This window comes from Nocardia fodinahabitans (assembly GCF_052983615.1).
In genome coordinates this window covers 1,610,331-1,634,520 of the sequence record NZ_JBRJJC010000001.1, presented here as the reverse complement: position 1 = coordinate 1,634,520, position 24,190 = coordinate 1,610,331, and the positions used below count along the sequence as shown (strand labels likewise).

20 protein-coding genes and 1 pseudogene are annotated in these 24,190 nt (G+C 68.5%); 6 read left to right on the top strand and 15 right to left on the bottom strand.

Translation table 11 applies throughout. The features are described 5' to 3' along the window. Positions 1 to 10: 10 nt before the first annotated feature. A complete protein-coding gene (locus tag NV348_RS07535) occupies positions 11 to 3,718 on the bottom strand; it encodes a nitrate reductase subunit alpha (RefSeq protein WP_447146366.1) in 3,708 nt (1,235 codons plus the stop codon). A gap of 688 nt (positions 3,719 to 4,406) precedes the next feature. On the opposite strand from NV348_RS07535, the gene NV348_RS07530 reads away from it, so the two are divergent. After that, positions 4,407 to 5,138 carry a helix-turn-helix transcriptional regulator gene (locus NV348_RS07530; RefSeq protein ID WP_447146365.1) on the top strand — a complete coding sequence of 244 codons (732 nt, stop codon included), beginning with the start codon at positions 4,407 to 4,409 and terminating at the stop codon, positions 5,136 to 5,138. Here the strand turns inward: NV348_RS07530 and NV348_RS07525 are convergent. Continuing rightward, positions 5,135 to 5,968, bottom strand: a complete 834-nt coding sequence (locus NV348_RS07525) for an alpha/beta fold hydrolase (protein ID WP_447146364.1) — start codon at positions 5,966 to 5,968, stop codon at positions 5,135 to 5,137. The two genes, NV348_RS07530 and NV348_RS07525, sit on opposite strands and share 4 nt — an antisense overlap. A 206-nt stretch (positions 5,969 to 6,174) precedes the next feature. Between NV348_RS07525 and NV348_RS07520 the strand changes: the two genes are divergently transcribed. After that, the gene (locus NV348_RS07520; protein WP_447146363.1) at positions 6,175 to 7,074 is read left to right on the top strand and encodes a hypothetical protein; all 900 of its coding nucleotides are present in this window, start codon (positions 6,175 to 6,177) and stop codon (positions 7,072 to 7,074) included. Positions 7,075 to 7,104: 30 nt separating this feature from the next. On the opposite strand, the gene NV348_RS07515 is transcribed toward NV348_RS07520, so the two are convergent. The 9 genes from NV348_RS07515 to NV348_RS07475 all read right to left on the bottom strand — a co-directional run bounded on the left by NV348_RS07515 (position 7,105) and on the right by NV348_RS07475 (position 15,090). Next, positions 7,105 to 8,211 carry a hypothetical protein gene (locus NV348_RS07515; protein ID WP_447146362.1) on the bottom strand — a complete coding sequence of 369 codons (1,107 nt, stop codon included), beginning with the start codon at positions 8,209 to 8,211 and terminating at the stop codon, positions 7,105 to 7,107. Between the two features lie 14 nt (positions 8,212 to 8,225). After that, a complete protein-coding gene (mtnC, locus tag NV348_RS07510; protein WP_447146361.1) occupies positions 8,226 to 8,924 on the bottom strand; it encodes an acireductone synthase in 699 nt (232 codons plus the stop codon). Continuing rightward, positions 8,921 to 9,496: a 1,2-dihydroxy-3-keto-5-methylthiopentene dioxygenase gene (locus NV348_RS07505; RefSeq protein WP_447146360.1), complete on the bottom strand. Its 576-nt coding sequence runs from the start codon at positions 9,494 to 9,496 to the stop codon at positions 8,921 to 8,923. The genes mtnC and NV348_RS07505 overlap by 4 nt, the downstream gene beginning before the upstream one ends. Before the next feature lie 3 nt (positions 9,497 to 9,499). Beyond that, positions 9,500 to 11,191 carry an S-methyl-5-thioribose-1-phosphate isomerase gene (mtnA, locus tag NV348_RS07500; RefSeq protein ID WP_447146359.1) on the bottom strand — a complete coding sequence of 564 codons (1,692 nt, stop codon included), beginning with the start codon at positions 11,189 to 11,191 and terminating at the stop codon, positions 9,500 to 9,502. Positions 11,192 to 11,726: 535 nt separating this feature from the next. After that, the gene (locus NV348_RS07495; RefSeq protein WP_218717989.1) at positions 11,727 to 11,885 is read right to left on the bottom strand and encodes a hypothetical protein; all 159 of its coding nucleotides are present in this window, start codon (positions 11,883 to 11,885) and stop codon (positions 11,727 to 11,729) included. A gap of 204 nt (positions 11,886 to 12,089) precedes the next feature. Beyond that, a complete protein-coding gene (locus tag NV348_RS07490) occupies positions 12,090 to 12,845 on the bottom strand; it encodes an ESX secretion-associated protein EspG (RefSeq protein WP_447146358.1) in 756 nt (251 codons plus the stop codon). Further along, positions 12,832 to 14,163 carry a hypothetical protein gene (locus NV348_RS07485; protein ID WP_447146357.1) on the bottom strand — a complete coding sequence of 444 codons (1,332 nt, stop codon included), beginning with the start codon at positions 14,161 to 14,163 and terminating at the stop codon, positions 12,832 to 12,834. Before NV348_RS07485 ends, NV348_RS07490 begins: the two co-directional genes overlap by 14 nt. Further along, on the bottom strand, positions 14,163 to 14,540 hold the full coding sequence (locus NV348_RS07480; protein WP_447146356.1) for a hypothetical protein: 378 nt from the start codon (positions 14,538 to 14,540) through the stop codon (positions 14,163 to 14,165). Before NV348_RS07480 ends, NV348_RS07485 begins: the two co-directional genes overlap by 1 nt. A gap of 16 nt (positions 14,541 to 14,556) precedes the next feature. Continuing rightward, positions 14,557 to 15,090, bottom strand: coding sequence for a DUF3558 domain-containing protein (locus NV348_RS07475; RefSeq protein WP_447146355.1), 534 nt, complete (start codon positions 15,088 to 15,090; stop codon positions 14,557 to 14,559). Between the two features lie 357 nt (positions 15,091 to 15,447). Here NV348_RS07475 and NV348_RS07470 point away from each other — a divergent pair, with 357 nt between their 5' ends. The 3 genes from NV348_RS07470 to NV348_RS07460 are packed head-to-tail and all read left to right on the top strand — an operon-like array spanning position 15,448 to position 18,853. Then, complete coding sequence (locus NV348_RS07470) at positions 15,448 to 15,771, top strand: hypothetical protein (protein WP_447146354.1); 324 nt, start codon at positions 15,448 to 15,450, stop codon at positions 15,769 to 15,771. Beyond that, positions 15,768 to 18,044: a TPR repeat domain-containing protein gene (locus NV348_RS07465; RefSeq protein ID WP_447146353.1), complete on the top strand. Its 2,277-nt coding sequence runs from the start codon at positions 15,768 to 15,770 to the stop codon at positions 18,042 to 18,044. The genes NV348_RS07470 and NV348_RS07465 overlap by 4 nt, the downstream gene beginning before the upstream one ends. 11 nt (positions 18,045 to 18,055) lie before the next feature. Beyond that, positions 18,056 to 18,853, top strand: a complete 798-nt coding sequence (locus NV348_RS07460) for a hypothetical protein (RefSeq protein ID WP_447146352.1) — start codon at positions 18,056 to 18,058, stop codon at positions 18,851 to 18,853. Positions 18,854 to 18,869: 16 nt separating this feature from the next. Here NV348_RS07460 and NV348_RS07455 read toward each other — a convergent pair whose 3' ends face one another. Continuing rightward, positions 18,870 to 20,312 carry an ATP-binding protein gene (locus tag NV348_RS07455; RefSeq protein ID WP_447146351.1) on the bottom strand — a complete coding sequence of 481 codons (1,443 nt, stop codon included), beginning with the start codon at positions 20,310 to 20,312 and terminating at the stop codon, positions 18,870 to 18,872. A gap of 55 nt (positions 20,313 to 20,367) precedes the next feature. Next, positions 20,368 to 22,111, bottom strand: a pseudogene (locus NV348_RS07450) (NTP transferase domain-containing protein). 49 nt (positions 22,112 to 22,160) lie between these two features. Between NV348_RS07450 and NV348_RS07445 the strand changes: the two are divergent. Continuing rightward, positions 22,161 to 22,895 (top strand): hypothetical protein, encoded by a 735-nt coding sequence (locus NV348_RS07445; protein ID WP_447146350.1) that lies wholly within the window; start codon positions 22,161 to 22,163, stop codon positions 22,893 to 22,895. Positions 22,896 to 23,078: 183 nt separating this feature from the next. On the opposite strand, the gene NV348_RS07440 is transcribed toward NV348_RS07445, so the two are convergent. Continuing rightward, the gene (locus NV348_RS07440) at positions 23,079 to 23,369 is read right to left on the bottom strand and encodes an MGMT family protein (RefSeq protein ID WP_447146349.1); all 291 of its coding nucleotides are present in this window, start codon (positions 23,367 to 23,369) and stop codon (positions 23,079 to 23,081) included. 5 nt (positions 23,370 to 23,374) lie between these two features. Next, positions 23,375 to 24,166, bottom strand: a complete 792-nt coding sequence (locus NV348_RS07435; protein ID WP_447146348.1) for an alpha/beta fold hydrolase — start codon at positions 24,164 to 24,166, stop codon at positions 23,375 to 23,377. Positions 24,167 to 24,190 lie beyond the last annotated feature (24 nt).

Genomic DNA, 24,190 nt, shown 5'->3' with positions numbered 1-24,190 from the left:
TACGCGCATGTCAGTACTCCACGTTCTGGTTGCGGCGGCGAATGGTGGTGACTTCGTCGCGCTGGTTTCCGGTGGGGCCGTGGTAGTTCAGCGCGAAGGACTGCTGGGCGTAGCCACCGATCAGGTGCGACGGCTTGATCAGCACCCGGGTGAGCGCGTTGTGGATACCACCGCGCTTGCCCTTGGATTCCTTGGTCGTGGTCTCGGTGCCCTCGATGCGCGGCACGTCCACCGCGCGGTCCTGCGCGTGGTACATGAAGACCGTGCCCTCGGGCATGCGGTGCGAGACGATGGCGCGGGCGACGACGATGCCGTTGCGGTTGATCGCCTCGATCCAATCGTTGTCCGCGACACCGATCTTGGCGGCGTCGCGGTCCGACATCCAGATCGTCTGACCGCCGCGCGAGAGCGTCAGCATGTGCAGGTTGTCCTGGTAGGCCGAGTGGATGGACCACTTGGAGTGCGGCGTCAGGTACCGCACGGTCACGCCACCACCGGCGACATTGCCGATCGACGGTTCGGCGAACAGCGCGGTCATGTCCAGCGGCGGCCGGAAGATCGGCAGCTGCTCGCCGAGTTCGATCATCCAGTCGTGGTCGAGGTAGAAGTGCTGGCGACCGGTGAGGGTGTGCCACGGCTTGAGCCGCTCGACATTGATGGTGAACGGCGAGTACCGGCGGCCACCGCTCTCGCTGCCCGACCATTCCGGCGAGGTGATCACCGGGACCGGCCTGGCCTGGGTGTCGGCGAAGGTGATCTGTTTGCCCTCGGCCTCGGCCGCGAGATCGGCCAGCTTGGTGCCGGTGCGCCGCTCGAGCTGGTGGAAGCCCTCGACCGCGAGGCGGCCGTTGGTGGTGCCCGACAGCGCCAGGATGGTTTCGGCGGCGAAGGTGTCCTTGGCCAGCGAGGGCCGCCCGGCCGCGATGCCGGAGACGACGGTGCCGTTCTTGCCCGCGAGGTATTCCACCTCTTTGTCCGGGTAGGTGGTGACGCCCTTGGTGGTCACGCCCAGGGTGTCGACCAGCGGGCCCAGCGCCGCGAGCTTCTCCGCGATCTTGGTGTAGTCGCGTTCGACCTCGACGATCTTGGGCATGGTCTTGCCCGGAATCGGCTCGCACTCACCGGCTTTCCAGTCCAGCACCTTGCCGCCGGCCTGCGCGAGCGCGTCGGGGGAGTCGTGCTGCAACGGCACCGCGACGATGTCCTTGCGGGTGCCCAGATGCTTCTCGGCCAGCCAGGAGAAGCCGCGCGCGATCCGGTGGAACGCCTCGAAGTCGGTCTTGGCCTCCCACGGCGGGGAGATGGCGGGGGAGAACGCGTGCACGAACGGGTGCATGTCGGTGGAGGACAGGTCGTGCTTCTCGTACCAGGTGGCGGCGGGCAGCACGATGTCGGCGAACAGGGTGGTGCTGGTCATGCGGAAGTCCAGGGCCAGCAGCAGATCCAGCTTGCCCTCGGCGCCTTCGTCCCGCCATTCCAGCTCCTGCGGCCGCACGCCGGTGGCGTCGGTGGTCTGCAGGTTGGAGCCGCAGCCGAGCAGGTGCTTCTGGAAGTACTCGTTGCCCTTGCCCGAGGAGCCGAGCAGGTTGGCCCGCCACACGGTGAGCACGCGCGGGAAGTTCTCGGGCGCGTCGGGGTCTTCGCAGGCGAACCGCAGATCTCCGGACTTCAGCTGGGAGACAACGTGTTCGGCGGCGGTGTTGCCCGCGGCGGCGGCCTCGTCGCTGAGGTCGAGCGGGTTGCGGTTGAACGTGGGATAGCTCGGCATCCAGCCGAGCCTGCTGGCCAGGGCGATGTTGTCCGCGGCCGTGCGACCGGCGAACTTGCCCTTGCCCAGCGGCGAGGCGAACGCGTCGGAGGTGAACGGGTCGTAGCGCCACTGGTCGTTGGTGAGATACCAGAACACGGTGCCCTGCATCTGGCGCGGCGGCCGCTGCCAGTCCGACGCCGAAGCCAGGGTGGCCCAACCGGTCACGGGACGGCACTTCTCCTGGCCGACGTAGTGGGCCCAGCCGCCGCCGTTCTTGCCCTGGCAGCCGGTGAGCAGCGTCAGCGTGAAGAAGGCGCGGTAGATCTGATCGGAGTGGAACCAGTGGTTGGTGCCCGCGCCCATCAGGATCATCGAGCGACCGCCGGAACGCTCGGCGTTGTCGGCGAATTCGCGGCCGATGCGCGCGGCCTGCACGGCGGGGACGCCGGTGATGGTCTCCTGCCAGGCCGGGGTGTACGGCGACTCGGCGTCGTCGTAGCCCTTCGCCCATTCGCCGGGCAGTCCCTCGCGGCCGAGGCCGTACTGCGCCAGCAGCAGGTCGAACACGGTCGTGACCCGCTTGCCCGCGACGATTTTCGTCGGGACACCACGGATGATCGATTCGGCGGAGTCGGTGTCGAAGCGCGGCAGCGCGATCTCGGCGGGCGCGTCGCCCGAATGGCCGAGCAGTGTCAGCAGCGGGTCGACGCCCTCGAGGTCGAGGTTCCACTTGCCCGCGTCGCCCTCGCCGAAGCGATGGCCGAGCGAACCGTTGGGCACGACCGGGTTCCCGGCCTGGTCCAGCAGTACGGGCTTGTGCTCGACACCTTCGCCGGTCTGGCCGAGGTCGGCGGCGGTGAGGAACTTGCCGGGCAGCGCGCCGCCCTGCTCCGCCTCGTCGAGGCAGATCAGGAACGGCAGGTCGGTGTAGGACTTGATGTAGTTCAGGAAGCTCGGCGTCTGCTTCTCGAGGAAGAACTCCTTGAGCACCACGTGGCCCATGGCCATCGCCAGCGCCGCGTCGGTGCCCGGTCGCGCCGCGACCCACTCGTCGGCGAACTTGGTGTTGTCGGCGTAGTCGGGGGACACGACCACGACCTTCTGGCCGCGGTAGCGCGCCTCGGTCATGTAGTGCGCGTCGGGCGTGCGGGTCACCGGGACGTTGGAGCCCCACATGATCAGATAGCCCGCGTCGAACCAGTCGGCCGACTCCGGCACGTCGGTCTGGTCGCCGAAGACCTGCGGCGAGGCCACCGGCAGGTCGGCGTACCAGTCGTAGAAGGAGAGCATGTAGCCGCCGATCAGCGACACGAACCGGGCGCCGGTGGCGTGGCTGACCATCGACATCGCGGGAATCGGCGAGAAGCCGGCCACGCGGTCGGGCCCGTACTGTTTGATCGTGTAGACGTGCGCGGCCGCGGCGATCTCGGCGGCCTCCCACCACTCCGCGCGGACGAAGCCGCCCTTGCCGCGCGCGGTCTTGTACGCCTTGGCCTTGGCCGAGTCCTCGACGATCGACTCCCAGGCCAGCACCGGGTCCTTGAGCTCGGCCTTGGCCTTGCGGTACAGGTCGAGCAGGGTGCCGCGCACATACGGGTAGCGCACCCGGGCGGGGGAGTAGGTGTACCAGGAGAACGACGCGCCACGCGGGCACCCGCGCGGTTCGTACTCCGGCTTGTCCGAGCCCACCGAGGGGTAGTCGGTCTGCTGCGACTCCCAGGTGATCACGCCGTCCTTGACGTAGATCTTCCAGGAGCACGAACCGGTGCAGTTCACGCCATGGGTGGAGCGCACCACCTTGTCGTGCGACCAGCGGTCGCGGTAGAACGCGTCGGCGTCGCGACCGCCGACTTTGTACACCGACCGGTTGTCCGGCGAGACCTCACCGCGCTGAAAGTATTTACCGAGGTTCAGCAACGTGTCGCCGATATCGGTGGGCGACGGACCATGAGTGCGCGAATTAACCACGACGCCCCCTTCGAGCTGTGCTTTCGGGCTGATAGGGGCAACTGTAAGGAGACCGGATGCTCCGGCAAAACGAACTCTTCACATCCTCGTCGACCCCCCGGTGAGCTGTGAGGTCGACGAAATCTCGTGGTCACGGACGTGGCGCGAGAGCCGGCGCTCGATTCGGGGCCGACCTGGGTGAACGACTCGCGAGCTGGCCGAACGGGAGGATCGGGGAGTCTGTCACCGGGTGTGCGGTGATGCTTCCGAAACCGCGGGTTCTCGGGCGGTTTACATTTGTTTACACATCTGGCGGGCTCACTGAACAGGGGTGATGTGACGGTCCGCACACTGTGGCGGGGTGGTCACGGTGCCGTGAGCCCCCTGTGGGAGCGGTGGATCACGGCCTCGCTCGGGCCGGTGCCCGTGTGGCGGCGAAGTCTATAGCACTGCTGTACGGAAAGATTTCGAATCCTTTTAATTCGTCACAGCTCTTGGTGTTTCGTGACCGCACCCACAGTTGCCAGGCGGTAACCATCCAATAGGCGAAGCGCCAATATAAAGAAACGGCAACTTTTCCGTTCGGCGATTGGTTCGAGGTTGAAACGTCATCCAGGATGGGGCGGTGCAGACAGGGAGGGTTGGGGTGCTACCGAAGTCATCGTCCGACGGGCCGGCTGGTCCGCCGAGGCCGCCGACACTCGGCGGATTGCTGCGGCGACTGCGCGACGATCGGCGGATTTCCCGGGAAAAACTGGCTTTCGCGGCCGGTGTCAGCTCGAGTTACATCACCCATCTGGAGAGCGGCGACCGGGACCGGCCGACCCAGGCCGTCGTCGAGGCGCTGGTGCGCTACCTCGACCGGATCGCCCCCGTGACCGATATCGAGCGCAGGCATCTGTTCGATCTGGCCGGGCTCGCGCCCGTGGACAATCCGTCGGTCGAGGACCTGCGTGCCGAGATCAACGACGAGATGCGCCGGACCCTGACCCTGCAGGAGCCCAACCTGGCGGCCTACGTCGATACCCGCTGGAATGTGCTGGCGGGCAACGACTCCTACCACCGTGCCTTCCCCGGCTTGGTGGAGGACGTGAACATCCTGCGCTGGTTCTTCGGCAACCCGCTCTCGCGCAAGGTGATGGTGGAGTGGGAGAAGGAATCGACGCTGACCGTGCACTGGCTGCGCGGCCTGATCGGCCAGCAGGGCGGCGGTGACTGGGCGGCGGAGCTGCTCGACGAGCTCGCGCAGTACCAGGACTTCCGGCGGATCTGGGACGACGGCGACACCGTGTACGGCCGCGAGCACACCGCCATGCGGCTGTGCGACCTGAACACCGGCGAGTACTACACCGTCGACGTCCAGCTGTTCCGCCTCGACTCGGTGGCCTATCCCGGCCGCATCCAGTACTACCTGGCCGTGCACGAACCCGACGGCGGCTAGACGCCGGCGACGGCGACCGGCGCCGCGGTATGTGGTGTGCATGTGGTGACCAGCTCGATCAAGGCGGTGGCGATCTCGTCGGGGTGGGTCACGGGTGCTCCGTGACCCGCGCCGGGCACCGTGTGCACCCCGCGTGCCCCGGGTAGTCCCGCGGCCAGTCGCGCGCACTTGTCGGCGGTGCTGCTGTGGTCGTGTTCGCCGCGCAGGACGAGCGCGGGCGCGGTGATCTCCCCGAGTCGTTCCAGGACGGAATCCCGGTCGATCAGGCAGCGGGCCGCCGGATACAGGGTGGTGCGATCGTGGGTCAGCCAGCGGGTGATCCACCAGCGCCAGATATCCGGGCGGTCGCCCCCGATCAATTGGGGGGCCAGTTTTTCGGCCAGCGGCACCAATTCTCCGGTACCGCACCATTCGTCGAAAAGTTCCTCGTAGTATGTTTCGTCGGCCCGGGTGCACGCCCCCGCCTCGGTGTCGAGCAGGGCGAGTCCGTCGACGCGTTCCGGCGCGAGCAGAGCCATCCGCAGGGCGGCATATCCGCCCTGGCTCATTCCGCCGACAACCGCCGATTCCACGCCGACCGCGTCGAGCACGCGCAGGCCGTCTTCGGCCAGATCCCAACAGTCGAAGCGCGGGTCGGCACCGTAGCCGGTACGGCCGTGACCTCGGGCATCCCAGGCGACGACGTTGATTCCGTTGTGCGCCAATATCATTCGAATCGGATCGAACATGGATTCGTCCATCAGGAACCCGTGGGCGAGCAGTACGGTGGGCCCGCGAACCGCGCCGGTACGGAAATGGATGTTCACCGAGTCGGAGTGCACATAGGGCATGTTCGAAACATACAAGTGTTACCAGCCATTTCGTGCCGCCCGGCGGTAATATCGATGCCGCCGGTCCTGTGAATTCACTGGCGAGTGTATGTACCTTAGGGGGGCGTGCCTATTCTCCCCGGGATATGGACACAGGTGTTCGTGACCGATTGGATCTAGGGCAGAACGACGTACGGCTCGATCAGAGAATTTCGGGGAGTGAACTGATGAGGGTGACAGAGTACGGAAATCACGCACACATATGGCTCGCCGCCGCGGGCGACGGGTTATCGGACACCTTCGCGGTGTGTGGCGCGGAAGGCAGGGCCATCTGGTACGGCCCCTATCTCGACGCCGATGTCGACCATCCACGCGGCGACCGGCAGGCCGCGGCGATGGGCGCGGCGGGCCGCGCGATCTGGCTGGCGGGCCGGGCCCGCGAAGACACGGGCGTCGACAAGGCGACCCTGCACCTGTCGGTCAGCGACGACGAGCTCGACGCCGTCACGCTGGCCTGCACCGCATCGATGGCTGGTCTGGCCCTCGAACTCATTGTCACCGACGACAATCCGGCCCAGGACTGGTGCCAGGCCTTCGGCAGGCTCGACTGGAACTCGGGCCCACTGACCAGCCTGATCGACCCCGCCGAGCCGCCGAGCGCGCCGGCTCTCCGGTCGATCACCGGCGGCCTCGAACAGCAGTCCGAACCACAGGAAGGGCCTGTCATGCACGAAAACGCCACGGATCACTGGTCGGAACTGCGCTCGGCATTGGAAGGGCTGCTGCTGCACGACGCGATCGGCATGGACGCCAAGATGCGCCACGCCGTCTCCGCCGTCGTCCATCTCACCGTCGACACCCCGCACGGCCCGCCCGAGGATGCCGAGGAATTCCTCGGCCGCTTCGACGCCTCCTGGCTGGTGGCGTCCTGGCTCGGCCACGACACCGAACTCTCCCTGATCGCCACCCTCGCCGCGGGTGAGATCCCGGCCCTGTCCTGGTGTGAACTGATGTTCACCACCACCCTGGCCCCGTGGTCGACCAGCCCCGTCGCCGTCCACGCCCGCCGGGTGTTCACCACGGTCCAGCGCGGAAAACTCGGTGCGGTCCGGGCGCACGTCAGCTGAGACTGCCTGGGCGGCAGTGCTTTTCGGCCGTCAGCGGGTGACGACGGTGACGCCGTGCTCGCGCAGACCGGTCACGAGGTGCGCCGGGAACAATCCGCTCGGCAGGACGATTGGCACCTGACCGTAGACGAGCGCGGCGATGTCGGAGCGCACGGTGATCTTGCCGATCATGGCGTACGGCACCCGGATCACCCAGACCGGTGTCGCGAGCAGCACAGCGTCGGTGCCGAACCAGGCCGACAGGGTAGCGCCGGCGAAGGCGGCGCACTGGTGGTGGCGCAGCACCTTGGCGGGCGGGTGCTGTATGCGGTACCACCACCCGACCCCGATCAGGGTGCCGATGACCAGCGGGAACATCACGCCGAGCGCCCCATACAGCTGCCCGCCGAGGAAGGCGGATTCGATCGCGATCACCGCGAGGCCGACAGCGGCGATCAGTGCGCCGGCGGTGCGCCATGGCTCGATGCGCTGGGCCACGGCGAGCCGAACCGCGGTTTCCGGTCCGGCGACGACAGTCGCGTCCGGGTGCGGCGGGATCGGCAGGGGAGGCTGGGGTGGCGGATCGTCGGGGCTGGGCGCCCGCTTCGGATCGATGAGGTCACGCAGGCGCGCGACCATGGGATCGGGCCACAGATCACGGGGCATCGCGAGTCCGAGCCCGTCGAATCGCACCACCACGACCTCACGATCGGTGGTGACCGACGTGATCCGGTCGTTGGCGATCCGCGAGTGGCTGGTGCGGTCGGCGATATCGAGTGCGTCGGAGCCGAGGCGCAGCGCCTGGGTCGGCGCGGGCATCGCGTTGTCGATCATGCTGCGCAGCATCTTGCGCAGTTTGAAATACGTGCCGAAGTAGATCCAGGCGGTGAGCGCGATCGCGACTATCAGGATGACCACCACGGGCAGGCGGACCAGCGTCAGCGGAATCACATACACCGGCAAGAGGATGGCCAGCCAGGACAGCGCAGGCCGCACCGCCGACCGGAGCACGCTGTGGTGCACCAACTGAGCATTGGTACCCGGCATCGTCGTGTAGCTGCTGTCCGGATTCGCGATCGCGGTCAGCGCGGGCGCCGGTTGCGTGAACGGTGCCGCCGTCGAGCCGTCGGCGTCGAGGCGCTCCCCCTGAGTGGTCATCCCCGGAAGGCTAGTCAGGCGATGGGTGTCGCGCCGACTTCGACCTCGGCGAACGACCCGACCCAGCGATGCGGCGCGCGCGGCGGATGGGGTTCGCCTTCGCGGTGCACGCCGACGACCTGCCACCCGGCCGCCACGGCGGCATCGAGTTCGTCCGGATGATCGGACAGGAACAGGATCTCCGCGGCCGGGATGCCGATGCGCTCGGCGATGACGTCGTAGGACGCGGCCTCGCGCTTGGGCCCGGCGCTGACCAGGTCGAAGTGATCGGCGATCAACCCGGACAGGTCGCCTGACTCGGCGAAGGCGAACCAATCCCGTTGGTTGCGTTCGGAACCCGAGGAGTACACGTACAGCGGGAGACCGGCCGCGTGCCAGGCCGACAGCGCGGGCACCACATCGGCGAAGAACCGCCCGTGCAGTGCGCCCGCGCGGAAGCCTTGCGCGCAGATCGCGCCCTGCGCGGCCTTGAGCGGCTCGGCCTTGACGTCGGAATGCAACCAGCCGATGAGGATCTCGGCGATCCGAGCGGTGTCGGCGTCGGGTTCACCGGCCAGTTCCCTGGTCTGGGCGCGCACGGATTCGGCGGCGCCGGAAGCGTTCTCGGCCAGCCAGCCGGGCAGGCGCTGCTCGGTGTAACCGTAGAGATCGTTGCGCACCGAGTCGGTGGGGCTGGTGGTCCCCTCGATATCGAGGACGACGGCGCGGGTCACGACGCGGCGAGCAGTTCGTCCAGCGTCGGGAAGCCCGCGCTGATCTTGTCGCCGGTGAAGTCGCCGACCCAGCCGTCGGCCTCCTCGAAGAAGCGGATCGCGATGAAGTCGGGCCGGGTGCCCATGTCGAACCAGTGCAGGGTGCCCGCGGGGACCGAGAGCAGATCGCCGGCCTCGCAGACCGTCGCCAGCACGGCGTCGCCGAGATGCAGGTAGAAGCAGCCGCGCCCGGCGGCGAAGAAGCGCACCTCGTCCTCGGCATGCCGGTGCTCGTCGAGGAACTTGGCGCGCGCGCCCGCGGCGGTGGCAGGCCACTCCGGGTTGTCGTCGTCGGGGTGGATCCGGGCCACGTCGATGTGCTGGTAGCGGCCCGCGGCATCGAGTTCGCCGATCTGCGGGGCGTAGTGGGCGAGCAAGGTGTCGGAGTCGGTGCTCGCGGCGTCGGCCAGGACGTCCCAGCGCGAGAAGGCGATGCCGTGCTTGTCCAGCTCGGCGGCGATCTCGGCGGTGTCGGTGGTGCGCACGCGCACGTCGGCGGCGTTGTCGGCGGCCATCACTTGCAGCAGAGTCATTGTCTATCCGATCTCGAGTGGCGTGGCGTCGGTGCGTCCGGTGCGGGTGATCAACTCGCACAGGGCTTCCAGACATTCGGCGCGATCGCGCGCCTGGGCAAGAGTGTCACCCCAAGTGGTGATGCCGTGCCCGGTGATGAACAGAATCGGTGGGGCGCCGGGGTTCTCACGCAGATAGGTCTCGATGTCGGTGCCGATGCGCGCGACCTCCGGCCAGTTCGGGAACACCGGGACCGCCACCGTGGCCGGGTCGGCCAGGCCGAAGCCCTTGAGCAGCTCGTACCCGGTGATCCGCAGTGTGCGCACCGCGTCACCGGGCCGTGCGGCGGTGGTCGCCAGCGCGGTCGCGAACGGCGAGTGCACGTGCACCACGGCTCCGGCCCGCCTGGTGCGATACACCGCAGTGTGAATGCTGGTCTCCGCGGACGGTTTCCGGCTCTGCCCCGGTCGCGGTGTCGTATCGGAGACCTCGACCAGCACCGTATCGTGTTCGGTCAGTTCGCCTTTGGACAGTCCGCTGGCGGTGATCAGCGCGTCCTCGTCGATCCGCACCGAGATATTGCCCGCGGTCCCCGGCATCCAGCCGCGCTCGTAGAGCTGGCGCGCGGTAGCCGCGATCGCGGCGCCGTGCCCGGTGGGCGCCGCGGCGCTGTCGGTGCCGGGCGTGGTGGTCGCGCGACCCTGCGCGTCGAACCGATCCGAATTCCGGTAGACCACACCGTTTTCGGTGACCACGGCGGTCACCAGATCGGCGGGTGTCACGTCGAAGGCGGGGTTGAACACCGCGGTGCCCGCGGGCGCCGTCGCCACCCCGCCGAACCCGGTGACCTCCGCGGCGGCACGCTGCTCGACCACGATCTGCGCGCCGGTCGCCATCGCGGTATCGCGGGTGGACTCGGGCGCGACCACGATGAACGGGATGCCGTGGTGGCGGGCGGCCAGCGCCAGGGTGAAGGTGCCGATCTTGTTGGCGACGTCGCCGTTGGCCGTGATCCGGTCGGCGCCGACGAGCACGGCATCGACCTGGCCGGTGGCCATCGCCCAGGCGGCGGCGGAATCGATGGTCAGCCGGTGCGGGATGCCCGCCTCGGCCAGCTCCCAGGCGGTGAGCCGGGCGCCCTGCAGCAGCGGCCGGGTCTCGTCGACGATCACGTCCGCGACCGCGCCGCGTTCGTGCAGCACCCGCAGCGCGCCGATCGCGGTGCCGACCGCGCTGGTGGCCAGGCGACCGGTGTTGCAGTGCGTGAGCAGTCGCAGCTGCCCGTCGCCACACAGGCGTTGCACCAGGTCGGCGGCGTGGGTGGCGGCGGCCAGATTGACCCGGCCGTCCTCGGCGAGCAGGTCGAGGGTCGCGGCCAGCACCGCGTCGGCGCCGTCGGCGATCCGCCCGCGCACCCGCTCCACCGCCCAGGCCAGGTTCACCGCGGTCGGCCGGGCCGCCGCGATCCGATCGGCCTCGGCCTGCGCGGCCGCCTCGTCCACCACACCGTCGGCGGTGTGCGCCCTGGTCGCGATGACCACGCCGAACGCCCCCGCGATCCCGATCGCCGGCGCGCCACGAATGGCCAGCGTGGTGATCGCGTCGATGACCTGGTCGACGGTGTCCAGGCGCATCTCCCGCGCCTCATGAGGCAGCCCTCGCTGGTCGATGGTGAGGAGCGCACCGTCGTCCCAAATCAGGGAACTGTCGTCCATCGGGCTGTCCTCACTGCGAGACTGTTCTTTCCGCCGATAGACGATATCCGACCTGGTCGACACCAGGAACGGGGCCCGACGACGAGCTATTGGCAGCGAGCTTCAGAGTTGCTGACTTTCGCGCGGTCCACCGGCACGCCGTGTGGTGCCCGCGATCTGCTCATCGCCTCTACGGCCAGGGCGACCGGGCGCGAGCTCATCACTACAGATCGCCGGGCTCGGTTCGATGAGCTTCCCGGGGTAGAGGCGCGCATAGTCGGCTGACTGCGATCAGGCGCGATCTAGCCGTTGCGCACGAGGGCGGCGGCCGGGTTGTGGTGTTGCCGCGGGGCCGGATCGCCGGAACCGGCGAGGCCGGTGCCGTGTTCGCCGCGTCGGTTCGGGAGTGCATCCGCCGCCTGTTCGATGCGGTGACCGTTCCCGCGACGGCTCGCCGTGCGCCGGACGGATCCGCGGCGACCGCGCTCCAGCGCATCGGGGCCTGACGTGGACGAGCCGCCGGAAGGGGAACCGGCGGCTCGTCGACACACGTGGATCAGCGATGGTCGGGGCGGCGCGGTTCACGCCGATCGTCCTGACCTGCTCGCGTCATGCCTTGCGAGTTCTCGCCCATCTGCTCCTGCCGCTGTTGCTGCTGCTGCCGCGGCATCTGCTTGGGCATTTTCTTAGGCGTTTTCTTGGACTTGTCAGCCATCTCCACACGGTCCTTTCCGAGGGATAGTGTTTCGCCTAACGCGCCAACGATAGCCAGCGCGAATGCGGTTCGGTAGAGGTGTGTGGAAAATGATGTCCCGACCAGGAGAGTTCCTGGCGTGTCGATTATTCGAGACGAATTCTCGAACATTATTTGCCGATGCATGAATTGAGGCAATTCGCCGCCTGTACGGCGGGTTTTCCGTCAATATTCTTCGGTACGGTAACGACGTTGCGAGCGCAGCAGCATCTGACGAATTCCCGCGATCATCCGCGCGCGATCCAGTGGCTCGGCGATGATCGGATCGCCGGTCCTGGCGTAGTAGCGCCCGTCCGGGAAGTCCATCCACCAGAAGGTGCGCTCCGGTGCCGACGGGCGGGCGTCCACCGCGCCACCGGCGTACGCGGCGATCTCACCGTGCCCCGAACGCGGCCGCCGGAACACCCGGGAGATCTGATCCGCCGCGCTGACCGCGCCCCGGCGGAACTCGAAATGGTCGTCCTCGTCGGCGATCCGTGCGCGCGGGATCTCGATCGGCGGCAGCGTGCCCGGTCCGCGTTCCGGCAGGGCGGCCACCGCGGCCTCGGCGACCTCGTCGGTGCCGCACCAGGTGAGGACCACGTCGCCGCCGGTGTCGTCGGCGCCATCCGGCTCCTGCGTCAACGTTGCGCCGCACTCGCCCCGGATCGCGCCGTGGAATCGAATGATCTGCGGATTATCCTGCCCGGCATACCCTTTCGACTCCAGCCGGGCATCGGGATGCAGCAGTGTATCGATGGCGCGCTCGACCATCGGGTCGTATTTCGCGAGCAGGGAGTGCACCGCCAGCTCGCGGTCGCGCTTCAACTCGTCGAAATCACTGATGCGCGTACGGAATCGCAGCGGATAGGGCAGTCGGTCCCGGCCGTACGCGGCCCACAGGATCTCGAACTCCTGGCCGGTGAACCTACTGCTGTGCACTGTCGTCGTCCGCTCCGATCACCGGCGGCACCGCCCTGATGTCGCCGAGCCCGGTGAGGATCTCCCCGTTCTCCTGGCTGACGAGATAGTCGGGAGCGCTGTGGGTTTCGTCGTCGTTCTGCCCACCGCGTCCCGCGCCGGCGCCCATGCCACCCATCCCGGGCATGCCCGCGCGCCCCGCCGCGCCGGCCGCCGCGCGCCCGGCACCGGCCGCGGTGGTGGCGCCCACCGGGGCCGCGGTGACCGATCGTCCCGCCCCCGGTGCGGTCGCGCCGCCGCTCCCGCCCGGCGACCCCGCGCTCCCGCCGCGCCCGCCGCCGGGTGTCGTGCCGATCGGCGTGGTGGTCCCCGGTGTCGACGGATTCGTGCCAGTCGGCGATCCCGACGGCGTGGTGGTCGTGGGGGAGGTCGTGGTCGGCGACGTGGTCGAGGCGGCCGTGGTGTCGTCGGTCGACGACGATGTGGTCGAATCGTCCGTCGTGCTGCCGTCGTCCGTGGTCGTCGCGTCCTCGGTCCCGGTGTCCTCCGGCGCCTGCCCGTCCTCGGTCCCCGCCGTGGTCTGCCCGTCCGTGCCCGCCTGATCCCCGGTGGTTCCCCCGGACTGCGTCCCCTGGTTACCGCCACCGCCGCCCAGAACTGACGGGTCACCACCACCGTCGCCGCTGACGACCTTCGGCGCGGTCGGCATGAACGGGACGCCGGTATCGGATTGTGCCGCGACCTGGCCGTACACGCTGCGCAGAATCCGCCTGGCCTCGTCCTCGGCCTCGGTGCCGACGTACTCGCCGAGCTTGGTCTCGCCGTCGGTCGGCAGCGTCTTGTCCGTCAGCGTCGGGCGCTGAGTGAGTCCGGGCATGAGCGCCTGGGTCTGCTCGAGACCGGTCTTCATCTCCGCGAGCTTGAGGCTGACCGCCAGCGCCGCCGCGGGCAGCGCGGCCGACTGCTTCACATAGTTGCCGACAGCGGTGACCGCCGCTGTCGCCGCTTCGCCTGCCCACCCGTCCGGGCCCGTGGTGACCGCTTCGAATGCCTTGTTGAACGTCTGCAGTGTTGTCGACAGATCGGTGCTGATGTTCGACCACACCTCCGACGCGCTGTGTACCGTGGACGGCTTCATCGTCGAGACGGCGGCCTGCATCTCCGCCAGGTTCATGTGGTCGTAGCTGTCTTCGTTCCCGGTGAGGTGGTTCGGCTGGGTCTCACCCGCGAAAATCGTCGCGAACTGCGCCAGGTTCTGCGTCAGATAGATTCCGCTGCGCTCCTGGTTCCACAACTCCTGTGCAGCGATCACCTTGGCCTTGTAGTCCTCGTAGGTCATCAGTTCCCCCCGAGACCCTCGTATTGCCCAGCGCTGTAGTCGTCTTGGGCTTGGAAGTTGGCGACCGCTTTGAGGACAACCTCTTTGGCGGTAGTGACGGCTTCGATGTGCTTGCGGATCGTTTCGTCGAGGGAGCGATCACCGCCGACAGCGGTGAGCGAGAATTTGTTCTCGAGGATCCTGCTGGAGTTGAAAGATCCGAATCCGGTGATGCGCTCCACGGTGCGGATACTGTTGAAGACCTTTTCGAGAGCATCGAGGTGGTCATCGCAGACACGCGCGAGGTTGTTGCCGACATCGGGGTGCAGGCTCAATTGGCCCGTGGCCGCCTGACCTTCGAGGTTCTTCCACTCGGCCGGGTCGATGTTGAACGACATGACTCCCCCCGGAGACTCAGGTGCGCGGCAGGTAGGAGACGAACGCCTCGCTGAGGCGCCGGACCTCGGCACACGGATCGCCCGGATTTTTCGCGCTCACGCGGTTTCCGACGCTGAAATCGACCATGCCGCCCGACACTTCGATGCTGAGGTAGCACGCCAGGTCGTTCGACGCGCCGACCGGGCGCGACTGGAGTGCCTTGAACGATCCGACGGTCGTGTCGACGTAGCCGGTGTAGTCCGTTCGGCTACGTGCCTCGTCTAGCGTGTGCTTCCCTGAAGCGGCCGTGAAGGTGTACGTCTTCTTCCCGTCCTGCCAGGCGCACACTTTCCACCCCTCGAAGGCGACACCGGCGACGTCCTTCTCCTTGGTCGAGGTGTTCAAGCCGGCAGCGGACAGCGCCGAATCGGGCAGGGTGCAGGGGTCCCAGAGTCCAGCACTCGGATCGACACTCGTCGAAGTCGCCGCTGTCGTAGTGGCGGGCGGTGCCGTCTGCACCGGCTCGGCATCATTACACCCGCTGACCAGCGCCCCGACCACGACCGCCACAGCCGGGACGGCCATTCGCCACCTCTGCATGATTCCCCCGAAAATTGGTTCGATTCTCCCCGCCGGGTTTCCGGCGCCAGTTCTCGCGTCGACTCTACCGGACCGTACTCCCAGCTCCAGGGCGGACAAGGCGCTGGGCATCCTGTGCGACGGCGGGGCGCGTGACAGGCGCGCACCGGCCGGCATTCACCCGCTGAATGCCTTGCGCAACAGCTCTTTTCACCTCGGATGCCGCCATCGGGTGAACACTGTTCGAACTCCGTGCGTGGGCCCTGTCCGCGAGGATTTCACGCTGCTAGCGTCACCGCCGAGCGCCGGGGTGGTCTACTCGGCGGGTTTTCCGGGGACGGGGGGATCATGCAGGTATCGGCAGAAGAATTGCGGACGGCCGCGGTCGAGATGGATCGGATCGCTGACGAGGGGATCGGCCGGATGCCGGTGATCGACACACCGGGGTTCTTGGGCACGATCAGCAGCTTCCTCGCCGGATCGGACGTCGGGCCCCAGCTGGACAAGATCGAGCCCGCCCGGACCCGGAGCCTGAAGGTGGCGGGCGGGCGGTACCGCGAACTGGGTGCCCTGTTGCGCACCTCCGCCGACGCCTACACCGATTCCGATCTCGCCGCCGCGGCGCGGATCGCGGCACTGGGCGATCTGAACAGCGGGGAGATGCCGCAGTGAAGCGGCCGGGCCCAGATCTGGTGCGGTACTGGAACATCGACCTCGCATCGACGGCGACCAAGGCGACCACCATCGCCGAAGGCATCCGGACCTCGGCGGATCAGATGTACCGCGCCATCGACGCGCTGAACTGGTCAGGGGAGGCGCGGCAGTCGGTGGACGACCGCTGCGTGCGCGAGGTCGCGCAGATGCGGGTGCTCGCCGCGGCCTACGACGATCTGGCGACCGCGCTCAACACCGGGGATTCGGCGATGGGGACATCGGTGTCGCAGTTGCGGACCGACTACGACACGCTGGTGCGCGACCGCTACACGGTCCACGCCGACTGGTCGGTGGTCGACGACTCCAGCGACGACGAGACCCGAGCGCAGGAGGCGGCCAACCAGACCGTTCGCCTGCAGCGGCTCGCCGACGACCTCGGCTGGGCCGACCACAACTGCGCCGAGGCGGTGAGCAAGGCGGTCGACGCGATCAATCAGCTCACGCCGGAAACCGCGGGATTGAATCCCCGCCTCGCCCGCGAGGACGTCGACGCGTTCCGCAACGGGACCGCGACGACCGAGCAGATCCAGCGCCTGCGGTGGGCGACGACCTTGACGCCCGAGCAGCTCGACGCACTGTCGAGCGGCGAGCAGGTGACGATCCCGCAGCAGCAACTCGACTACCTGACCTCGGTGATGCGCGATCTCGACGGACTGTCGGTCACCCAGATCTCCCAGATCGGTGCCGGTCTCCCGGCCGATCAGGCCAAGATGGTGCAGGCCGGGCTGGCCGACGCCATGCAGCTGGCATCCAACCCGCAGGTCACCTCGAGTGGGCTGACGGCCGCGCAGGGCGGAAAAGTGGGTGTGGATTTCGGCGGTTTGGGCGCGTTGCCTTCGCAGCTGCGGACCACGCTGACCGAGGAGCCGAAGGTCGCCATCGGGCCCAAACAGGACCTGCTCACGATCTCGAACATGCTCGGAAAGGGGTCACCGTCCCTCGCCCAGGGCACCGACGCCGATCGGGCGCTGCTCAACCAGGCGACCAATATCGCGGCGCACAAGTATCACCCCGTCGTGGCGGCACCCTACGACGTCAGCGACACTTTCGACCCGCTGGACGACAAGATCGCCAGCCAGATCCTCGATCAGGCGGGGCGCGACAGCGGCGCGGTGCACGACTTCTTCACCGGTGACGGCATGGACGCGGTGATGCCGCCGGGGACGAAGTTCGACAACCAGGCCGCCATCGGAACCTTGCTCGACCACAACTGGCACGGCGATGACAGCGGCGTGACCACGATGTTGAAGACCGTCGACACCGATGCGACGTCGGTGAATCCACACATCAATTCCGAAGCCGGCCAATCGGCTCGCCAGATCGCCAACTATGTCGCCGAGCACCGGGACTCCCTGTTCCGGCTGACCGGTGAGACCGACGGCCCTGACGGTCTCTACAAGGAGCCGGTGAGCATCGGCGAGGCCAACCCGAAAATGGTTGCGCAGCTCGGTGACACGCTGGCCAACTACATTCCCGCGATGGCCGGTGTGCGCGACAGCGACCTGGTCGCGCACGGGTTCTACGACAACAACGCAGGCGATTTCACGCAGTCGTCGATGAAGAACGTGTTCGCGGTGATCGACACCGACCAGGACGCGGGCAAGAGATTCACCGCCAACGCCTATCAGTCGGTCGCTGACCTCAACCAGCTGTTCGGGGCGACCGGAATGAAGGACTATTCGCTGGCCGAGTGGGCGGGCCACATCGACCAAGCGGCTCAGGACGGCGCCGCGCTCGAGATCGGCGCTCGCACCACGGACGCGCTGACCGCGCAGAAGGAGAAGATGGCGCTGTTCGATGGTGCGCGTGAGGTGGCGGCGTTCGGGCTGAAGCGGGTTCCGGGTGCGGGCGACCTGCTGGAACTCGGCTGGAAATCGGTGTCGTCGGACGTCCGGCTCAGCACCTTGGGTGCGGTGCCCGACGTGGCGGAGCATGTCGACACGTCACCGTACGGCAGCATTCCGGCGCAGACGTACAACATTCTGCAGGGTATCGCGAGCGCACCCGGGAATGTCGATCTGCGTTCGGATCCGAACATCGGCAGGTACTTCGACCAGACAACCGGTGCGCTTCGGTCATTCGAAGACATCCGCTCCGACGGGGGCCAATCATCGAAAACCAATCTCGCGGAATTGAACACACACGTGGGGAACTACTCCGGCGGACTCTCCGAATACCGTGTTCGATGGGACCTCGGTCATGGGCGGGAACCCGGAGCTGCCCCTAAATGAGGCGATACGCGGTGGCGCTGCTGGTGGTAGCGCAGGTTGCCATCCTGCTCACCTGTGCAAGTGACGGCAGGTGGCGACCGTCCCTGTGGGAGGACCGATACCAGTACAACTTTCGCTGGGCATCCCCGGCGGGGATCGATCTGAGTTCCGAGGTCGCGATCCAGGCCAGATCGTATGTCGAAACCGCGTTTTTGATCGGGGCCGGGCTGGAAGATGTGGTTCTGGCCGGAGATCGCATGGGGGTAGTGCCCTACTATTCATCGCACTATGGGACATCCTCCCTGTCGAGGTCGCTGTCGCTGCGGTTCGACGATCGGGCAGCTGATCCGCACTGGACGATTCGCGGCACGGTCTACGCCTCCCTGGAACGCGTCGAGTTCTTCGCGGCTCCGCCCCCGGTCGGGGCGATTCCCTGGTTGTTGAACGTGCGGATATGCGTGTGGGGCACCGGCCTTGCCTACGGGAACAAGGCAGGAGAGTTCTATACCGGCAGGTACGCCGCACTGCGGTCGGGCGGACTCTGGCTGAGCTTCGGTCTGCCGGCGGGAGGGTCGGCCGAGCCCGATTCCCGAGTCTCGGGACCCGCGCGTTACCCCACTCACAGCTATTTCGGGGATTGGATCAGCGTGGGATCGAGTCGGGACACCCCGGATGTGCAACGCGGGTCCGGGCCCGAACATTGCCGCCTGCCGACTGAGTTCCCCGCCGCCGTCGACCCGGGCGAATATGTCGAGAAGCCGTCCGTTCAGGTCCCCCCGCCCGAGATTCGGCCACCCTATCCGGGCTGGCCTGCAGGCGCGCAGCGTTGACGATCGGTCGAACCGGTCACCTGGATGCTGTCCAGGCCGCGACCAGTTCGTCAGGGCCCCACCAGGTGCTGACCGGGGTGTCGGTCGTGACTCCGGAGCGTGACACCGCGACCAAGGGGGTGCCGGCGTCGGTGCCGGGGACCGCGAGTAGTGCGCGGGTGAGGGCGTCGTAGTCGTGGCGGTCGAAGGGCTGGTTCTCGAGCCACTTGATGGAGCCGACGAAGTGGACGGCCTTTGCGACGGGTGCGCGATCGGCGCCGATGAGGTCGATTTCGGGGTTGTTGGCGCGGTTCCACCAGCCGCCGACCTCTTCGGTGTCCGGCCAGTCCTGGTCGGGAAGCAGGCGCAGCAGGGATGCGCGAATGAGGGGTTCGACCGCTCGGCCGCGCCACGACGTCCAGGACCGTTCGATGCGGGACAGCGCGAGGTCGCCGCGGCCGCGTTCGACGAGGGGAATGCCGCGTTCCAGGAAGGCCAGCCAGAAGCGCAGGTAGGAGTCGGTGATTCGGTAGCGCTTGTTCTTGGTGTCGGCGGTGGTCGACAGTGGGAGATCGGCGGCGACTATTCGCTTGTCCTGCAAGGTTTTCAACAGGGGATTGAGGGTGCCCGCGGGCAGGGCGCCGGTGGAGCCCGCGTGGGCGGCGATCGTGCTGAAGGTGCGTTCGCCGGTGCCGATCGCCTGCAGGACAGCGCGGGAGCGTGTGCCCTCCGGGAATTCTCCGAGTAGGGAAAGTTCGCCGGCGACCAGGAGCGGCGACAGCGGATCAGTTGTGGCTTCGCGGAGAAAATCGAGCCGATCCATGCCAGGACGCCACGAGGTCAGGATCTGTGGGAACCCGCCGGTGATGAGGCGGGCATCGATCGCGGCGGCCGCGTCCAGGCCGGTCATTGTTTGCACGTCGGCGACATCGAGCGGGTCGACGATCATTTTGGTGGCGCGGCCGAAGAACGGTCGATCGCGGGCGCCCAGCGCCTCCATGACCGAGATGTCGCTGCCGACGAGGACAAGCAGCACGTGTTTGCGGGACAAATCGCGGTCCCACACGGTCTGCAGCGCGCCTTCGAACTCACGGTCTTGTTCGACGAGCCACGGCACTTCGTCGATCACGGCGATCGACGGGCGGTCGTCCGGTGCCGCGATCGCGAGGGTACGCAAAGCCTGGTTCCAGTCGGCGGCGGGCAATCCGCGGACTATCGCCGCGCCCGGGGAATCGATCCGGCCTGCGGTCTCCACAAAGTCGGCGCGCTCGGCAACGGGATTTCGACCACGTGTCGCCTGGAAGACGGTGTAAGCCGCACCTGATCGGTCGCAGAATTCCTGTACAAGGCGTGACTTGCCGACTCGCCGACGCCCGGTGACTATCACGGCGCGACCGGGTGTGCCTGCCTCGCCACGGGCGACCGAGGCGAGTAGGCCGGTCAGCAAGCCGAGGTCATGGGCTCGACCGACGAAGTCCATGGCTACACCTAACTAAGATGTCATCTTACTAAGAGTGAATCTTAGTTTACTGGGCTCAGTGGGGGAGGGGGAGGAACTCGACGATGGTGCCGTCGGGGGCTTCCGGGGGGACGATGACGAGGCCGTCGCGGTCGATGAGGCCTTACCAGGTGGGCGGTGCGGACGGTGGTGTCGGCGGTCCAGCCGCCTTCGGGGGCGTAGCGGGCCGGGGTGATGCGCTGGATGGGGGCCGCGGTTTCGGCGGCGTTGTGCAGGGGGCCGTAGACCGGGCGGGGTGGGGGTGCGGCGGTGCGGGCGGCGACGATGGCTGGGGTCAGGGCCAGGAGTACGGCGATCGCGGCGAAGGGGTTGCCCGGGAGGCCGAGAACGGTGGGGCCGGTGGGGAGTTCGGCGACGATGGTGGAGCCGCCGGGGCGCAGGGCCAGTCTCGGGACGACGACGCGGGCCTCGGCGCGGGCGATGGCGGCGCGGAGCTGGTCCGCGGCGCCGCCGCCGGTGGCACCGACCACCACCAGGAGGTCGAAACCGGCAGTGGCGGTGAGCATGTCGTCGAAGCCGTGGTCGGTGTCGCGGAGGTGGACCCGGTCGAGCACGGTGACGCCGAGGCCGGCGAGGAGGTCGGGCAGGACGGGGCCGATCGAGTCGCGGGTCTGACCGGCTTGCAGCGGGCCGCTGCTGCGGATCTCGTCGCCGGTCATGACGATGCGGGCGCGGACGGGGCCGCGGACCAGGCCCGCGGTGACTTCGACCGAGGCGGCCGCCGAGCGCAGGGCGGTGGTGACGCGGGTGCCCGCGGGGGCGAGGAGGTCGCCGACCATCTGGTCCTCGCCGCGGGTGCGGACATCGCTGCGGATCGGGGTGCCGGGGCGGCGGGTGAGTTCGTCGCCGGTGACGTCGGCGAACTCGTCGCGCAGGACGGAGGTGGTGCCGTCGGGGACATGGGCGCCGGTGGCGATGCGCACCGCTTCACCGGGCAGCAGGCCGACCGGGCGGGCGCCGCCCGCGAAACCGATATCGCGGCGCAGCCGCCAGGGGCCGTCGCCGCACACGGCGTAGCCGTCCATCGCGGAGACGTCGAAGCGGGGCAGCGCGCCCGCGGCGACGATCGGGGCGGCGAGGGCGGCGCCGCTCACCTCGCCCAGCTCGGCCTCGTAGGCGACCAGCGGGGTCAGCTCGGCGGCGATGCGGGCCCTGGCCGCGGTGAGGTCGAGGCGGGTCGAGGCGCGGTCGGCGATCGTCTCGCGGGCGCGGCGGACCTGCTCCTCGGTGTCGCAGTCGCCGGTGCCGGGCAGCTCGATCAGGGTGGTCTCGGTGGGGACGATCGCCTTCATCGGCTGGTTCACCAGCGCGTCCAGCCCGGCCAGCGCCGCGGTGAGGGCGGTGCGCCGCCAGACGCCGACGAGATACTGGGGCCGACCGGAAGCGTCGATCGCGAAGACGGCGTCGGTGGTCGATTCGGCTGCGCGGCGCAGCAATTCGTGCACGGTGTCAGGAGTGACGAACGGCATGTCCGCGGCGAGGACGACGATCCACGGCGCCGGCTCGGGGCCGAGCGCGCTCAGCCCGGTACCGATCGCCGCGACCGGGCCGGAACCGGGCGGGACCTCCCTGACCTGCTGAACGCGGGGATCCAGCTCCGGTCGATGCGGACCGACGACCACGATCTGACCGCAGCCGGCCACCGCGGTCAGCGCGGCGTCGAGCATCGATCGGCCGCCGATCACGATCGCGGGTTTGTCGACCCCGCCCATCCGGCTCGCGCGTCCGCCCGCGAGCACGATCGCATCGGCGGCGGTCATCGGCTGATCCGGCGTAGGGTAATCGGCACGAAAGTCATGCTAGCGGGGTGTGACGTCGATGCTCGAGCGCCCGGACGGCGGCGTCGCGTCGCGGTTCGGCAAGGGGGTGGAGATGTCCGGTGCAGGTGGGCCGGGGCAGCCGACGATGCTCGGTGACGTGATCCGCGGATTCCTGTTCGTGGTCATCACGCTCGGCGGAGTGTTCGGCGCGCTCGGGGTGGTGGTCGGGCTCGTCGAACGCGATATGGGGATCCTGGTCGTCTATCTCGTGTGGTCGGTGGTGTTCGCGATCCTCGGTGCGCTGGTGTTCTGGTGGATCAAGTCCTCGCGGTCGCCGACGAAACGTGGTGTCGTTGCGGGTCGGCGATTGTCGGCGTATCCGCCGGGGCGCCCGCAGCCGGGAGTACCGCGACCACAGGCGACGTCCAGCGGACCGGCCTCGCGACTTGGCGAGCTGGGCTCACCGCCCGGTGGTCCGGAGGCGCGGACCAGCCGTTCTGACGCGCGGCGTGGCGGTCCAGATATATCGAAACCTTCTGTCGACGAACGACACTCGGCGCCGACCAGAACGGCGGGGCCGGTGCGGCGCTCCGATGTCGGCGCGCCGCTGACGCCGCCGCCGGTGCGGCCGGTGCGGCCGGTGTCTCGACCCCCGCTGCACTCGCCCTCGGCGGACACCCACGCGGACAACCCGGTTCGCCGCTCGTCGCCCATCACACCGCCGACGAGACCGGTAGCGCCCTCGGATCCGACTATCCAGCAGTCATTTCCGGACGAGCGCTGAGACACGTGCCAGGCTAGTGCCCCTGGTCCAGCGATCAGCCGCGGTCGTCAGCGGCGCCGACGCGCAGCCTTGTCCGGTGTCCGGTGACCTTCACCGGTCAGCCCGGCGCCGACCGAGCGCCATGGCCTGGTCTTGCCGTTGCCGCACTGTGTGACCGATCGCGAATCGGTGGTGGGTAACGGCTCAGAGCCGGGCTGTGCGGAGGTCGACGCGACCGTCGATGATCGGCACCCCTTCTTCGGCGAGCAGACGCAACTGCCGGGCGGCCAGGTGCGCGGCGGGTCGGCCGGAGGCGCCGATCACCCGATGCCACGGGAGGTCGGCGGAATCGGTGCGCATGATCCAGCCGACGGTCCGCGCCGACGACAGGCCGGCGCCCTGGGCGATATCGCCGTAGGTCGACACCCGGCCGGGCGGGATGGCCGCGACCAGCGCGCGGACCCGTTCGACCTGCTCCTCCGTCGTCGCCGCCATCGCCGCTACAGCGCCGCGGCGATCAGGGCGGCCGCCTCGGCGGGGCGGGCCTGGGCGACCATGTGATCGCAGTCCCACACCTCGACGGTGAGCCGGTCACCGAGGTGGGCCGACAGCGCGGCCAGGAACTCGGCGGTGACATACGGCGGCTGCACCTTGGCCGCCCGGACCAGCACGGTCGGCAGGTCGGCGGGCGGCAGCACGAACGGGCGCGCCAGCTGACCCCAGTACGCGGTGATCGCCGGCTGGAAGATCCGCCAGCCCACCCGGCCGCCCTCGGTGGGCACCAGATGCTCGGCCAGTTCGCGTTCGAGCAGCGTCGGATCGACCTCGTCGGGGCTCCACGCGCTGTGCTGCTTGTCGGACCTGGCCTCGGCGAGGTCGGTGTAGTCGGGGGAGGCCAGGTTGGCGAGCGCCACCTGCTCGATGAGTTTCGGGTCGATGCCGATCGCAGGGTCGAGCAGGATCAGCGACCGCACCAGATCGGGGTGCCTGCGGGCCAGATGGATGCCGGCGGCGCCGCCGAAGGAGTGGCCGGCGACGACGACCGGGCCGTCGGTCTCGGCGCGGACGAGCGCGGCCAGATCGTCGACGATCGTCTCGAAGTCCCACGGCGGCAGCGAGGTCGAACGGCCGTGTCCGCGCAGGTCGGGGGCGATGACCCGGGCCTGGGGCAGGTGCTCGGTGGCCAGGGTTTCCCAACGGTTGCCGTGGCCGGTGAGGCCGTGCAGGGCGAGGACGACGTGGCCGTCGGCGGGACCGAAACGGTGCACATGAAGCGAGGACACGACAGCCATTCTGGCCGGTCGCGCACGGTCGCG

What these genes read in the sequence shown, in the direction of transcription:
- NV348_RS07525 (WP_447146364.1), bottom strand. Translation starts at nt 5,968, where the DNA reads ATGCCCTATGTGCACTCCGACTCGGTGAACATCCATTTCCGTACCGGC.
- NV348_RS07520 (WP_447146363.1), top strand. Translation starts at nt 6,175, where the DNA reads ATGAGGGTGACAGAGTACGGAAATCACGCACACATATGGCTCGCCGCC.
- NV348_RS07515 (WP_447146362.1), bottom strand. Translation starts at nt 8,211, where the DNA reads ATGACCACTCAGGGGGAGCGCCTCGACGCCGACGGCTCGACGGCGGCA.
- NV348_RS07505 (WP_447146360.1), bottom strand. Translation starts at nt 9,496, where the DNA reads ATGACTCTGCTGCAAGTGATGGCCGCCGACAACGCCGCCGACGTGCGC.
- mtnA (WP_447146359.1), bottom strand. Translation starts at nt 11,191, where the DNA reads ATGGACGACAGTTCCCTGATTTGGGACGACGGTGCGCTCCTCACCATC.
- NV348_RS07495 (WP_218717989.1), bottom strand. Translation starts at nt 11,885, where the DNA reads ATGGCTGACAAGTCCAAGAAAACGCCTAAGAAAATGCCCAAGCAGATG.
- NV348_RS07485 (WP_447146357.1), bottom strand. Translation starts at nt 14,163, where the DNA reads ATGACCTACGAGGACTACAAGGCCAAGGTGATCGCTGCACAGGAGTTG.
- NV348_RS07480 (WP_447146356.1), bottom strand. Translation starts at nt 14,540, where the DNA reads ATGTCGTTCAACATCGACCCGGCCGAGTGGAAGAACCTCGAAGGTCAG.
- NV348_RS07470 (WP_447146354.1), top strand. Translation starts at nt 15,448, where the DNA reads ATGCAGGTATCGGCAGAAGAATTGCGGACGGCCGCGGTCGAGATGGAT.
- NV348_RS07455 (WP_447146351.1), bottom strand. Translation starts at nt 20,312, where the DNA reads ATGGACTTCGTCGGTCGAGCCCATGACCTCGGCTTGCTGACCGGCCTA.
- NV348_RS07440 (WP_447146349.1), bottom strand. Translation starts at nt 23,369, where the DNA reads ATGGCGGCGACGACGGAGGAGCAGGTCGAACGGGTCCGCGCGCTGGTC.
- NV348_RS07435 (WP_447146348.1), bottom strand. Translation starts at nt 24,166, where the DNA reads ATGGCTGTCGTGTCCTCGCTTCATGTGCACCGTTTCGGTCCCGCCGAC.